Genomic DNA, 13,752 nt, shown 5'->3' with positions numbered 1-13,752 from the left:
CCTTCTTTTCACATTTTCACAGCCCCTACGACTTCTAGTTTTTAAATAAGGGTTCTTTTGGTAAGAAGGGTGGAACCCGGATGGCATCCCGAAACGCAAGGATGGGTCGTTCATGGAAATAACCCTCTCGAAACAGAGCCTCGCCTCGGCCTTGGCGAGGACCACGACCATCGCAGATCGCAAGAGCTCGATGCAGATCCTGTCGAACGTGCTCATCACCGCCGAAGGCGCGAAGATGGTGCAGCTCTCGGCAACGGATCTGAACGTGTCGGTCGGAGGATCCCTCCCGGCGCGGGTCGTGAAGGGCGGCGCCGTGACGCTGCCGGCGAAGACGCTTTACGAGGTCGTGCGCGCCATGCCCGAGGGCGACATCACGCTCAAGTCGCACGAGGAGTCGGTCGAGATCACGAGCGGGCGCTCGAAGTTCAAGCTCCTCGGGCTGCCTGCCGAGGACTTTCCGCACATGCCGGACTCTTCCGGGATCGAGTTCATCACCATCGAGGCGGCGCTCGTCCTCGACATGATCGAGCGCACGTCGTTCTCGATATCCAGCGACGAAACCAGGCCGCACCTCAACGGCGCCCTTTTCCAGGGCGACGGCAAGGTGCTGCGCATGGTGACGACGGACGGGCACCGGCTGTCGAAGGCCGAATACAAGACCGAGGAGAGCGGCTTCTACAACTTCTCTTTCGTCCTTCCGAACCGCGGCGTCCTGGAGCTGAAGCGGCTCCTCGACGTGCGGGAGGGGCCGGTCCAGATCGGGACGAGCGAGGGCTCCCTGTTCGTTCGCCGCGAGGTCGAGATCGAGCGGGCGGCCGAGGGCGCGGCCGCGCAGATCGCCGAGTTCGTGCTCTCGAGCAAATTGATCGAGGCCGAGTTCCCGCCGTACGATCAGGTCATCCCGCGGGGACTCGAGAAGAAGATCATCGCCTCGCGGACGGCGATGCTCGAGGCGCTGCGCCGCGTGTCGGTCGTCTCGGCGGAGCGCACGCTCGGGGTCAAGTTCTCCCTCGGCGAGGGCGCGCTCGAGATCTCCACCGACAACCCGGCGGTGGGCGAGAGCTCGGAGCTCGTCGACGTCGGTTACGAGGGCACGGAGCTCGAGATCGGCTTCAATGCCCGTTACTTCATCGACGTGCTCGGCGTCCTCACCGACGACGAGGTCCACGTCGAGCTGTCCGGCCCGCTCGATCCGGCGGTGGTGCGCGACGCGGTGGGCTGCTTCGTCGGCGTCATCATGCCGATGCGCATCTGAGCCGGCGGCGCGAAGGCCACGTGCCGCTGCCGACCGTCCAGCTCGAGGCGCTCTCCCTCACGGAGTTCAGGAACATCTCGCGCCTCTCGATCGAGCCGGGGCCGAGGTTCAACGTCGTCTCCGGGCGCAACGGCAGCGGCAAGACGAACCTCGTCGAGGCGATCTACCTGATCGGCGCGCTGCGCTCCTTCAGGACGACGACGAGCCGCGATCTCGTGCGGCACGGCGCGGCCGAGGCCGGGGTCTCGGGCGTGTTCGGCGGCGCCGCCGCGGGGCTGCGGTGCGAGGTGATCATCAGTGAGCGCGGGCGCCGCGCTCGCGTCGACGGCAAGGCGCCGCGGGCGGACGGCGGGCACTTCCGCGACCTCCCCATGGTGCTGTTCCACCCGGGGCACATGGAGCTCGTGCAGGGCGGACCGGATGCGCGACGGCGGTTCGTCGACCGCGCGCTCTACCAAGCGGACCGGACCTACCCGGCCGAGCACCGCGCGTACCTGCGCGCCCTCGCGAGCCGCAACCGGCTCCTCAAGGCCGAGAGACCGGACGAGCGTTCCATCGAGGCGTTCGAGGCGCAGCTCGCGTCCCACGGGGCGAGGATCGTCGCCGCGCGGGACCGGTTCACGGACAAGCTCGCCCCGCTCTTCTCAGAAGCGCTCGCGGAGGTGTCGCTCGAGAGCGGCGGCTCGATCTCCTACGCGCCGAGCGTCCGGGACGAAGCGGCGCTCGCGGCGAAGCTGGCGGACGAAAGGAGAGGGGACCTCGCCCGCGGGTTCACCTCGGCCGGGCCGCACACGGACGACCTCGAGATCGAGATCAAGGGACGCAGCGCGCGGCGCTTCGCCTCACAAGGGCAACAGCGCACCGCGGTGCTCGCGGCGAAGATCGCCGAGACGCGGGCGCTCGCCGCGGCGACCGGGCGCACGCCGCTCATGCTGCTCGACGACGTCTCCTCCGAGCTCGACGACGCGCGCAACGAGAGCCTGCTCGCGTTCCTCGCCGGCGTCGGCGGGCAGGTGTTCATCACGACGACGCACAGGAAGCACGTCGTCGTCGCCGGGGAGCGGGTGGACTTCGCGGTGGAGGAGGGCGCGGTGACGCGCGCCTAGTTCGGCTTCCCGCCGGACGGTCTCAGGCGGATCTGGACCGTGCGATCCCGATCGGGCACGACGTCGACCGTGAGCGGCTCCTTGCCGGGCGCCGTGGCGCGCAGCTGGATAGGGGCGTCGCCCCTCGGCACCGTGAACGGACGATCGGCGATCGGCGATCCGTTCAACGTCAAGTGCGCCTCGACCGGTTCGACGTCGATCCAGATGGTGACGGTCCCGCCCGTCGCCTTCTCCTCGGAAGCCGAGGACGAGGCCTTGGCCGAGAACGCCTCGGTGCCCGGGTCCGCGGACGCCCCCGCCGGGGTGCGGCCGTTCAGCTTCCACGCTTCCTCGTGGCCGATCTCGCGCCACGGCCCGTCGCGCAGGTAGAGGAAGTAGAACGCCGCACCGAGGCCGAGGAGCAGGACGATGGCGAACGGCGAGATCGGCAAGGAGAGACGGCGTCTGCTCTTCTTGTGCGCCCCGCGATCGCCGGTCTTCGACAAGCCGCCGCGCTCGATAGCCGAGCGGGACAGCTCGCGGCTGCGCCGAAGCTCGGGCCGCGGTCCTGCCGTCGCGGACTGCCGAAGGCCGAGATCCGTGCGGCTCGACGAGAGCCCGGAGCGCCGGAGGGCGTCTCCAGATCTGCTCCTCGACAGCTCGGCCACGGGATCCGGGAGCTTCATCTTCACGCGCTTGAGCGCCGCCGGCGGGATGACCGAAGGCATGCCGACGCGCGTCACGCAGGGCCGCGCGTTGTCCGGGATCCGCCCGACCGCGGCGGCCGTGAGGTGGCGCAGGAACTCCTCCGCGGACTGGAAGCGGTCGCAGGGCTCCTTGGCGAGCGACGTCAGGATGAGCCTCTCCATGGCGGGGGAGATCTCCGGCTTCAGGACGCTCGGCTGCGGCACCGGATCCGTAGCCGTGGACATCATGATCTCGTGCACCGTGACGCCGTTGAACGGCCTGCGCCCGACGATCATCTCGTAGAGGAGCACGCCGACCGCGAAAAGATCCGAGCGCGCGTCCGAGCCGCCGCCGACCGTGATCGACTCGGGCGCCATGTACCCCGGCGTGCCGAGCACGATGCCCTGCTGCGTCGTCGGGCGGGACGAGAGCTCGACGGTGGGAACGTTGCGGCTCGCCACCGAGCTGCCGACGATCTTGGCGATGCCGAAGTCGAGCAGCTTCACGGTCTCCGCGCCGTCCTCGCCCTTTGCGAGCCACACGTTCTCCGGCTTCAGATCCCGGTGGATGATCCCCTTCTTGTGCGCCGCGGCGAGGCCGCTCAGGATCTGATCCGTGATCTCGACCGCCTCGCGCTCGTTGAGCGCCTTCCGCCGGTCGAGCCTGTCCGCGAGCGACTCGCCGGTGAGGTACTCCATCACGAAGAACGGCCGCCTGTCGGGAGTCAGGCCGAAGTCGGTCACGTCGACGACGTTGCGGTGACGGATCCCGGCGGCGGAGCGCGCCTCGGCCTTGAACCGCGCGAGCACGTTCGGATCGTCGGCCTCGGTGGGGTGCAGCACCTTGATGGCGACGCGCACGTTGAGCGCCATGTGCTCGGCCTCGTAGACGATCCCCATGCCGCCGCCGCCGACCTGGCGCACGATGGTGTATTTGTCCTCGAGGACTTGTCCGGTCTTGAGACGAGCCGACACGAGCGGAATCTTACACAACTTTGGGGATCACAACCAGCCGCGGATCCCGACGACCGGGCCGTGGAAGACGATCGGATTTTCGTCGCCGGTTCCGAAGACCACGGCGTCGTATCCGGCGAAGATCTCCAGGCGCTGGACGAGCGCACCGAACGTGAGGCGGCCGTGGAAGAAACCGGCCGCGCCGAGGTTGCCGCCCTCGGCGATCGCGGAGAGGACGATCGGGCGAACCGGGAAGACGTCGAGCGAGAGCAGGCTGTTGAAGCCGTTGACGAGCGCGGCCCCGCGGGCCGACGGATCCACGAGGTAACGCCAACCCAGGCCGAGATACAAGGCGGCGCGCCGGGCGTCCAGCATGCGGAACATCGCGTCCAAGGTGCCGATGCCGAGATAGTCGAGCCGGCCCGCCGGGAGCCGCTCGACGTAGTTGGTGTAGTCTGCGCGCAGGCCGACGCCGCTCGAGGTGTCGAGCGCGAGGACGATCGCGGGGCGGTGCACCCGCTCCCAAGCGTAGGCGTCGTCGAGGGAGAAACGGAACGACACGCGCGGCAACACCGCGGGTCCCTCGGGCGCGGTCGCCGCCTCGTCGTCCGCCGTCGGCTCGGGGACGACCCAGCCGCCGTGTCCCTCGGCGTACGGGTACGGCGCGAACCGGACGCGACCGGCCCGCTCGGCCGCGGCGGCGGCGATCGCGTCCATGAACGCAGCGCCCACCGCCTCGGCGAGCCCGTCGCCGGAGTCGTCGCCGGAGTCGTCGCCGGAGGAATCGCCAGAGGCGTCGTTTCCAGAACCGCCGCTGCCGTCGTCGGTCGCGTCGCGCACGTCGTCGAGCTTTCCGGCCGAAGCCGAGGTCGAGACGAGGAGCGCGAGAACGAGACAGTGGAGCTGTAACGACCCCCGGCCGAGGGGCTCCACTGTGTTCTTCTCGCCACAGGTGTGCGGGCGTTGCGACATCGGGACCGCCGTTTTTCCGCGCCCAGCGGGCGCCACAGGAATATCACAGCAATCCGCGTGCCACAGGGGAATAGGTTGATCGCCCGCGCTGTTCTCTGGAAAACCGACGGAAAGAGAACGGAGAACGAAATGCGCGTGATGAAGACGGTTGCGCTCGCCCTGCTGCTCTGCGCGGCGGGATGCTCGGGGATCCGGACGCTCGACACGACCACGGTGAAGACGTTCTCGCTCGACGAGCTGCCGCAGATCGCGTCCGGCGGGGTAGACGGCGCGGCCAAGGGGCCGGGGCCGATGATCGTGCACATCAAGGCCGGCGAGAAAGTCCCTCTCCATCTGGCGATCGATGTGCCGTTCGCGAAGCTCGAGGCGGGCGAGAACGCGATCGTGTTCACGCGCGACGTGTACCTGTACGTCACCCCGGACACCGCGATGCTCGGCTTCGACGGCAGGACATTCGCCCGCATAGGCGACTGGAAGGCGCTGAAGAAGCTCGCCGGCGTGGAGAACGGCACCCTCTCGGTCGGCTTCGGCGCCGGCAAGAGCGACGGCCCGCGGATCGACGTGAAGCTCGGGTTGAAGTGACGCTGCGCCTTGTCGCGCGCCGGAGCTACTCCACCTCGAACGCCATGACCCGCGAGTCGTGGACCGCGTACGACTCGACGACGCCGACCTTGACCTTGTAGCGGCCGGGCTCCGCGAACAGGCCCCCGGGCAGGGTGCCGATCACCGCCTCGGCGCCGCCCGCGTGCGGCCGCGTCTCCATGTGGATGCGCTTGCCGCCCGGCGCGAACGCCTCGACCCGCACGCTCGTCCGCGCGGCGCGCGCGAGCCGAACCCAGACCGCGAGCGGTTGTCCGCGGCCGAAACGAGGCGGCCGGCCGGCCGCCTCGCAGCTCGACGCCGCGGCGCTCGGGCAGATCGCGGCGGCGGCTATCCGGAGGCGCACCCCGCCGTACAGCCTCTGCCGGCCCGCGGCCGCCCGACCGCCGATCTCCTCGTCGGTGAGGCCGGCGGCGGCGACGCGATCCCTCATCTTCCGCGCCGATTCGGCCTTCCATCTGAGGAGCTCGTCCCTGGCCGCGGCGGCCTCCCCCGGGCGGCCTTCGGCGAGATCGCGCTGCTCGCCCGGATCGGCCGCGAGATCGTACAGCTCGACGCCCCGGCTCTCGCGGGACGCGATCGCCTTGAGATCACCGCGGCGGAGCGCGAGCTGGCGGCGAGAGAAGCAGTAGAGGGGCGGCTCGGCCCAGCCCGCGCCGATGAGGCTCTGACCGTCGACGTCGAGCTCGCGCCGGACGCCGAGCGCCTCGAGCAGGGTGGGGAACATGTCGACGTGCGAGCCGAGCCGCCGCGAGACGAGCGGCGCGCCCAGGACTTCCGGGTTGTGCAGGAGGAGGAAGATGTGCGTGTCCTCCTCGTAGCAGTGCTCGGCGTGCATGAAGTTCTTCCTGTGCAGATCGCCGAACGCCTCGCCGTGGTCCGGGGTCACGACGAGCAGCGTGCCTTCGAGCGCGCCGAGCCGCTCGAGGCCGCGGACCATCCTCTCGAGCGCCGAGTCCGCGTACCGGAGCGACGCGCGGTAGCGGGCGCGCTGGATCTTCTCGCCCCAGTCGAGGTCGTACAGGCCGGTGTGCGCGGGCGGCACGCTGAACGGGTGGTGCGGCACCACGGCGTTGTAGCTCAGGAAGAACGGCCGACCGGCCGCGCGGGTCGCCGCGACCCACTCGAGCGCCGCGTCGATCACGATCTCCTCGTCGACCCCCCACGCCTCCATCGACACGCTGGCGCGCTTCTCGGGCGGCACCAGGTTCTTGTCCATGTAGGCGTCGAAATTCCGCACCGCGAGGAACGTGTCGAGCGACTCGAACATCGCGTCCGAGCTCGAGAAGAACGCGGTCGCCCAGCCGGCGCCGCGCAGGACGTCGATGAGCGTGGGAACGGCGAGCTGCGAGTACTTCGCGAGATCGCTTGTCTGATCCATGTACGGGTGGAGGCCGGTCTGCACCGAGTAGTAGGCGCGCGTGCTCGCCGCGACACCGGTGTGGTACCGCGTGAAGAGGACGCTCTTCGCCGCGAGCCGCTTCAGGAACGGCGTGGTGTCGTACCGCTGCGCCGGGTCGAGCGTCGTCTCGCGGAACGACGTCGACTCCAGCATGTACCACACGACGTTGAGCTTCCCGCCGTGCGCGGCGAGCGCGGCGCGGACCCCGGCGAGCTCGTCCGCGGACGGGGTGGCGCCGACCTCCGGCCGGCCGCCGGCCGCGGGGCGTGGCGCGGGAGAGGCCATGGCGCGGCGCTCGGCGATCCCCTCGGCGCGGGCCGCGAGGACCGACGCGGCGAACGCGACCGGGAACGGCCGGTCCAGGCCGTGCTGCGGGGCGGCGACCGAGAGCGCGATCGTCAGCCCGAGGCAGAGCAGCGCGACGGCGGCCGCCGCCAAAGGACGCCTCGCTACCCAGCGCGCGGCGGCGAGCACGGGGCGCGGGCGGTAGGGCGCGGCGACGAGGATCGGGATCGCCAGGGCGAGGGCGGCGTTCACGAAGAAGAACCCGTCGAGGGTGCCGACGATCGAGCCGAACAGGCCGGCGACGTCGTGGGAGTCCTGGTAGAGGACGTAGTCGACGTGCGTGAAGAAGAGCTTGAACGCGAGCTGCTCCCCGGAGAGGAAGAGGAGGTAGGCGCCGCAGGCGGCGAGCCAGAGCCCGCGCAGGAGCGGCCTTCGCCACGCGGCCCAAAGCGCGCCCGCGAGCGCGGCGCCGACGACGAGCTCCTCGCCGAGGAGGAACGGCAGCGACACCGGCGGGCCGAGCGCCGTGACCGAGGCGGCGCCCGTGTCGAGCAGGATCGCCGCGTTCGCGATCCGCAGGGCGAGCGCGTGGAGGAGGTACAGGGCGGCGAGATAGACCGAGGCCGCGAGCCCGGGCGACACCCCGCCCCCGCTTCGTCCGCCCCGCTCTCCTGCCGCGCCCGCCATCGAGACGACGCTACTCGAAAACGACCGGCGACGGAATCGCGGAGCGATCCGCCGCGCGATCCGGTATGATGGCGCTCGGTCATCCGATTGCGCACGGAGGGTAACGAGATGGCGAACAAGGATCAGAAGAGGGACTCGAAGTCGAACAAGCCCAAGCTCACGTCCAAGGAGAAGAAGGAGAAGAAGAAGGAGAAGAAGGACAAGAAGACCGGGATCCAGTGATCGATCAGCCCCCCTCCTTCTGGAGGAGCAGCTCGTCGATCACGGCCTGATCCTCGGGGTCGATCGCGGTCAGGTGCAGGACCGGGCCGTCCACGTCGACCACGACGTAGCTGTGCGTGCTCTCCGAGTACGCGGTCCACCACGAGTCCCCCGAGGCGTACAGCGGCGCGAACAGGCCGCCCGCGACGATGTAGGTCACGCCGAAGCCCGGGAGCGCGTGCGCGCCGCCCGCGATCGGCACCGTCCGCTCGTAGTCGTGGTCGTGCCCGGAGAAGGCGAGATCCACGCCGTGCGCGTCGAAGATCGGCACCCAGTGCTCGAGCACACGCGCCGTGCAGCCGTGGGAGGACGACGAGTACGCGGGGTGGTGGAAGACGACGATCTTCCAGTCGATCGCGGGGTTCGCGGCCGCGGCGGCGAGATCCGCGTCCAGCCACGCCGCGATAGGCGTCATGTCGGCGTCGTCCGTCGAGTCGAGCCCGACGACGTGGACGTTGCCGTAGTCGAACGACCAGGCGTGCTCCCCGAGACCCGGCTGGAGATCGGGCTCGGCCGGCAGCGCGAACCGCCCGTAGAACGTGCCGTACGACAGTTCGTGGTTGCCGGGGACCGGCATGACGACCGCGGCGTCGAGCAGCGGGGCGGCGGCCGCGAACCACGTGTTCCACTGGAGCTGCGTGGACGAGCTCGTCATGTCGCCGGTCAGGAGCCAGAACGCCGCCGGGGTTTCGGCGATCTCGTCGGCGTGCGCCGCCAGATTGGCCACCCCGCCCTGCGTGTCGCCGCCGACCGCGAAGGTGACGGGCGCGGCCGAGCCGCTCGGCGGCCCGGTGCGCACGCGCCGGAGCGGGGAGAGCCGCGCGTCCTCTGGGCCGGTCGTCGGGTCGAACCAGCTCCAGGTGCCGACGGCGTAGGCGTACTCGGTGTCCGGCTCGAGCCCGGTCACCTCGACGATCCACTCCACGCCGACGCCGTCCTCGTTCGTGTAGGTGTCGCCGCCGCCGGTGTGCGCGAGAGCGGGGTCGATGGGCAAAGCGGCGATCCCGCCGTCGCCAGCGCAGTCGTCCTCCGGCGCGATCCACAGCCTGGGCGTGTAGCCGATCCGCCGCAGCGTCCGCCACGAGAAGGTGAGCGACGAGCCGGTGTCGCCGCGCCAGGTCACGTGCACGTTCCGCGGCTCGTCGAGCGCCTCGGCGCCGAGATCCTCGGCGCCGACCGCGTCGGGACCGGCCCAGCCGTCCGACGCGTCGGGGTCGTCGACCGAGGCCGGGGCGGTCCTCCAGCACCCGCCGGCCGCAGCGGCGGCGAGGGCGAGCGCCAGGGCGGGCGGCGCGGAGATCGTCATCGGTCCCCCACGGGCTCATTATCGCGGCGCTCGCGCGGCATGGCAAACGCCGCGAGCAGGCTCGCGAGCGCGATCGCGGCCGCCGCGAGGAACACGCTCCACGGCCCGATCGCGATCCACATGATCCCGGCGCCGATCGGCACGAGCATCGAGGCGACGTGGTCGATCGTCCCCCCGAGCGCCACGGCCGGCGCCACCTCGCGCACGTCGCGCGCGATGCGGGACAGGTAGGTGGTGCGGGCGATGTAGAGGAAGAAGAGGATGTCGTCGAGCACGTAGAGCCCGTAGAGCACCGGGATCGCGACGACCCGCGGCGCGACGAGCGGGACCACGGCGTAGGCCGCGCACATGCAGGCGACCATGGCGGACTCGGAGACGATCACCGACCGCTCGCCGCTGCGGTCGATCCAGCGGCCGAGCAGCGGACGAAGCGCGATGCCGACCGCGGCGGAGATCCCGAAGCCGAGCGCGAGCTGCGGCGCCCGCTGCCCGTACTCGCTCACGAGCAGCCACGGCGCGAACGTCAGGAAGATCTGCTTGCGCGCCCCGAACAGCGCCGACAGGAGGTAGTAGAGCCGATACGAAGGCCGGCGCGCGAGGAGATCGACGAACAGCCGCAGGGCGCGCGGCCGCTTCGTGCCGGCGGCGGGCGTGTCGCTCGGGAGGACCGGGATCCGCTCGCTCGCCAAGGCGCCGAGGACGAGCAGCGCCGCCGTGGCGAGGAAGAGCGTCTCGAAGCCCAGCTCGAGCTGCGTGAGCACGAGCCACACGAGCCCGGTGCCGACGATCAGGCCTACCGCGCGGAACGCGCCGGCCGTGCCGAGGACGTAGCCGCGGCGCTCGTTGCCCGCGAGCTCCATCGCGACCGCGTCGCGCAGCGGCATGTAGAGGTGCGCGCTCGCGGACCAGAGCACCATGAAGACGACGAACAGCGGCAGGCTGTCGCCGACGAACGCGAGGCCGACGAACGCCGCGGCGCCGACCCCGAACGTGAGCGTCAGCGAGCGGAACTTCGCGAGCCCGGCGACGAGCGCCACGAGGACTATCTGCAGGAGCCCGGGCAGCTCGCGGGGCACCTCGAGCGCGCCGCGCACGTCGCCCTCGACGCCGAGCTGGTTGTGCAGGAAGTCGGGCATGACGGAGCTGAACACCGTGCCCGCGAGCCCCATGGCCGCGACGGTGATCATGAGCTTCTTCATCGCCGGCGCGTTCTTGCCCGCCACGACCGCTCCCTTCCCCGGGCGGAATATACACGAGAACGGGATTCCGCGCCCGGGCGCTTCCTCGCCAAAACCCATTTTTGAAGCACACGAAACGACGGGTGTTTTTGATGATTCTAGTCTGTCGAGATGATCGGCTTTGGGTTGCACAGCTGACCCAACAAACGCACTTTACCCCTTGACCCCCTGTACCTTTTCTAGGTGCAGAAACTCTTTCCTAGTTCTGTAAGATCTTCTCGTCCTGGCCAATCCACCGGGAGTGCCTTGTACCCCCTGCGCTCTGAGCCGCCTGGGGGGGACCCGCACCCCGGTGGAGAGGCCGCGTTGCACGTCCAGTGGGGAGTTGCGCTACGAGCGCCGGTACAGGGGTGATGTCGCATCGCGGTTGGCTGGGGCGGATAGGAGGTGACTGCATGTCATCCGAGTACCGTCTGTTCGTGGGCATCGACTGGGCCACGGAAGCCCATCAGGTCTGTGTCATCGGCCCGGACACCGAGATCGTAGAAGAGCGAGTGATCGAGCACACCGGCTCGGCGATCGCGCAGCTCCTCGACTGGCTGGCGCGACTGGCGCGAGGCGAGCCGGAGCGCGCGGCGGTGGCTATCGAGATCCCTCGAGGGGCCGTGGTCGAGAGCCTGATCGAGCGCGGCTTTCCGGTCTTCGCGATCAACCCGAAGCAGCTCGATCGCTTTCGAGACCGGCACACCGTCGCCGGCGCCAAGGACGACCGCAGAGACGCGTTCGTACTCGCCGACTCGTTGCGCACCGACGAGCACTGTTTCCACCGGGCGCGAATCGATGCGCCGGACGTCATCCAACTCCGCGAGCTCTCGCGCATGGATGAGGATCTACGCGAAGAGGCGAACCGTCTGGCCAACCGCCTGCGCGAGCAGCTCCTCAGGTATCAGCCCCAGGCGCTCAGGCTCTGTCCCTCCGCGGACGAGCCGTGGTTCTGGTCCTTGCTCGAGCTCGCCCCGACGCCCGGCCATTCCGCGAAGCTGCGCACGAGTCGGGTGCAGCGTCTCTTGCGAGAGCACCGCATCCGCCGGCTGTCGCCCGAGGCGGTGCTCGCAGAGCTGAAGGCGCCGCCGCTGCGTGTGGCGCCGGGCACCGTGGAGGCCGCGGGGGCTCACGTCGCGCTCCTCCTGCCGCGCCTGCGTCTCGTCCACGCACAGCGCGCGGACTGCGCCAAGCGCATCGATTCGCTCTTGTCCGAAGTCGGGGCGTCGGGCGACCAGGATGCAGAAAGACGCGAGCATCGCGACGTCGAGATCCTCTTATCCCTGCCAGGAGTCGGGAGAAACGTCGCCGCCACGATGCTCGCAGAGGCCTCGCAGCCTCTTGAGGAGAGAGACTACCACGCCTTGCGCGCCTTGGGAGGGGTCGCCCCAATCACGCGCCAGAGCGGCAAACGCCGCGTCGTCATCATGCGTCACGCCTGCAACCAGCGGTTGCGGAACGCGTTCTATCACTGGGCGCGCTGCGCTTCGATCTGGGATGAGCCGAGCCGTCAGGTATACCGAGCCCAACGAGCGCGCGGGCACAGCCACGGCAGGGCGCTCCGGACCGTCTCCGACCGACTCCTTCGCATCCTCGTCGCCATGCTGAAAACGAACTCTCCCTATGACGTCAGCCGCGCGACCAGGGCACCTGCCGGGTCGCGCTCGGAGGCTGTCGCATGACCATCATGTGAGGTTTGACAAAGGGTGGGGAGTCCCCCCCCATTTGTGCGAAAATAACGGCAACAGATCAAATCGCCGGCGGATCGAGGAACGCGCTCCGCCGTAGCCCGCCGTCGAAGCTCCATCTCCACTACCGTTCCGCGCCGATGGAAGGCCCAGCGTCGGGCCCAAGAGCCGAGCGGCGGATCCATTTCGAATCGATCGCCGCTCGAACGGAGGCAACATGCACAGGACGATTCTGCTCATGGTCATCGCCGCGCTCGCGGCGACATTCGCCGCCGGATGCGACCCGGGCGGCACGACCGCGTCGCCCGTCTCTTCGGCGAACGGCCTCGTCGACGAAACGAAGGTCGAACCCGACCCGGAAGGCGCCCCGACGAACCCGGTCGTCGCACGTTGGGGAACGCCGACAGATTCGGACAAGAGCCTGCCCGATGATCTCGTCGTGGAAGCCGAGAACCTTTCATCCGAGGACTTCGTTCTGTCCGCGCGACTCGTGTGCCGAGGTTTGATCAACAAAACGGAAACGCTCGATCTCGGAACGCTGGATCTTCCAGCCGGTGAGACCATCAGCCTGTCCGTCCAGTCGGCGGATCTGCCGATCCAGACGGTTACGGGTTTCGTCCAGGCACGCGCTGAGATTCAGCTCACCAAAGAAGGAACCGAATCCGAGCGCAAGATCGTGCTGCCCGCCATCTACTACCAGCATGGTTTCGCTTACGCCGGGATCCGCGTCCTCGACGAAGGCGCGCTCATCTCTGAATCCGACGGCAAGCTCTCCGGAGTTCCCACGGGCGTCTCCGAGATGGGCGCCGTGATCGGGCGCGTCTCCGACGGAGTCGGCGGCTTCGCCGACGTCACGCTCATGAGCGAAGAGTTCGAGAGCAAGACGGACGGGCATCTGGCGGGCTGGGAGACAGGCATGGACATCTCCGTTGGAGTCGATGAGCCCGGAGAGGAGGTGGCGGAATGAACGCGCTACTGAAAAGAAGCACGATGCTGTTCATCGCGATAGGATTCCTTGCAGCAACGACATTTTCGTCAACTGCGAATGCGCATACCGCCATGAAATGGTGCACCAATTGGCTGACTGATTACGTCGATTCCGGATTCGGAGAGGACTTCTTCCCGGACGTTGGCGCATCAGTGTATTACGATGCCGCGCACACGTACGCGATGGTGCAGATCCTTACTGATAACAAAGATCCGTGGTTAGACGTCTGGGAGGGCGAATTGGCATAGGCGTTAACCGGGCGCTGCCACGGTTTCCAATTGGAGGAGGAACCGTGGGATCTGCCGGGAGCGAGTGTGCTTGTTGCTCCGAGAGAGATGGTCCAGGAAGAGATCCAATGCCGCG

General features: G+C 69.0%; 11 protein-coding genes. 6 read left to right on the top strand and 5 right to left on the bottom strand.

Annotated elements, in window-relative coordinates:
• Nucleotides 1-112 precede the first annotated feature (112 nt).
• Together dnaN and M0R80_17915 are read left to right on the top strand one after the other, a co-directional pair.
• A complete protein-coding gene (gene dnaN, locus M0R80_17920) occupies nt 113-1,255 on the top strand; it encodes a DNA polymerase III subunit beta (protein ID MCK9461512.1) in 1,143 nt (380 codons plus the stop codon).
• A 20-nt stretch (nt 1,256-1,275) separates the two neighbouring features.
• The gene (locus M0R80_17915; protein ID MCK9461511.1) at nt 1,276-2,361 is read left to right on the top strand and encodes a DNA replication/repair protein RecF; all 1,086 of its coding nucleotides are present in this window, start codon (nt 1,276-1,278) and stop codon (nt 2,359-2,361) included.
• Here the strand turns inward: M0R80_17915 and M0R80_17910 are convergent.
• Nucleotides 2,358-4,001, bottom strand: coding sequence for a serine/threonine protein kinase (locus M0R80_17910; protein MCK9461510.1), 1,644 nt, complete (start codon nt 3,999-4,001; stop codon nt 2,358-2,360). The two genes, M0R80_17915 and M0R80_17910, sit on opposite strands and share 4 nt — an antisense overlap.
• Nucleotides 4,002-4,028: 27 nt before the next feature.
• The gene (locus tag M0R80_17905) at nt 4,029-4,952 is read right to left on the bottom strand and encodes a hypothetical protein (protein ID MCK9461509.1); all 924 of its coding nucleotides are present in this window, start codon (nt 4,950-4,952) and stop codon (nt 4,029-4,031) included.
• A gap of 129 nt (nt 4,953-5,081) precedes the next feature.
• Here M0R80_17905 and M0R80_17900 point away from each other — a divergent pair, with 129 nt between their 5' ends.
• The gene (locus M0R80_17900; GenBank protein MCK9461508.1) at nt 5,082-5,534 is read left to right on the top strand and encodes a hypothetical protein; all 453 of its coding nucleotides are present in this window, start codon (nt 5,082-5,084) and stop codon (nt 5,532-5,534) included.
• A gap of 25 nt (nt 5,535-5,559) precedes the next feature.
• Here M0R80_17900 and M0R80_17895 read toward each other — a convergent pair whose 3' ends face one another.
• The 3 genes from M0R80_17895 to M0R80_17885 all read right to left on the bottom strand — a co-directional run bounded on the left by M0R80_17895 (nt 5,560) and on the right by M0R80_17885 (nt 10,716).
• Nucleotides 5,560-7,926, bottom strand: a complete 2,367-nt coding sequence (locus tag M0R80_17895) for a sulfatase-like hydrolase/transferase (GenBank protein ID MCK9461507.1) — start codon at nt 7,924-7,926, stop codon at nt 5,560-5,562.
• Between the two features lie 226 nt (nt 7,927-8,152).
• Nucleotides 8,153-9,493, bottom strand: a complete 1,341-nt coding sequence (locus tag M0R80_17890; GenBank protein ID MCK9461506.1) for a metallophosphoesterase family protein — start codon at nt 9,491-9,493, stop codon at nt 8,153-8,155.
• Complete coding sequence (locus tag M0R80_17885) at nt 9,490-10,716, bottom strand: MFS transporter (protein MCK9461505.1); 1,227 nt, start codon at nt 10,714-10,716, stop codon at nt 9,490-9,492. The genes M0R80_17890 and M0R80_17885 overlap by 4 nt, the downstream gene beginning before the upstream one ends.
• Before the next feature lie 410 nt (nt 10,717-11,126).
• Here M0R80_17885 and M0R80_17880 point away from each other — a divergent pair, with 410 nt between their 5' ends.
• From M0R80_17880 to M0R80_17870, 3 genes are all read left to right on the top strand, one after another.
• Complete coding sequence (locus M0R80_17880) at nt 11,127-12,395, top strand: IS110 family transposase (GenBank protein MCK9461504.1); 1,269 nt, start codon at nt 11,127-11,129, stop codon at nt 12,393-12,395.
• A 223-nt stretch (nt 12,396-12,618) separates the two neighbouring features.
• Complete coding sequence (locus M0R80_17875) at nt 12,619-13,368, top strand: hypothetical protein (protein ID MCK9461503.1); 750 nt, start codon at nt 12,619-12,621, stop codon at nt 13,366-13,368.
• Nucleotides 13,365-13,637 (top strand): hypothetical protein, encoded by a 273-nt coding sequence (locus M0R80_17870; GenBank protein ID MCK9461502.1) that lies wholly within the window; start codon nt 13,365-13,367, stop codon nt 13,635-13,637. The genes M0R80_17875 and M0R80_17870 overlap by 4 nt, the downstream gene beginning before the upstream one ends.
• Nucleotides 13,638-13,752: the final 115 nt, after the last annotated feature.

The organism is Pseudomonadota bacterium (assembly GCA_023229365.1).
GTDB lineage: Bacteria > Myxococcota_A > Polyangia > JAAYKL01 > JAAYKL01 > JALNZK01.
Note: the sequence above shows the minus strand (reverse complement) of the source record. Positions and strands in the feature narration are given on the sequence as shown.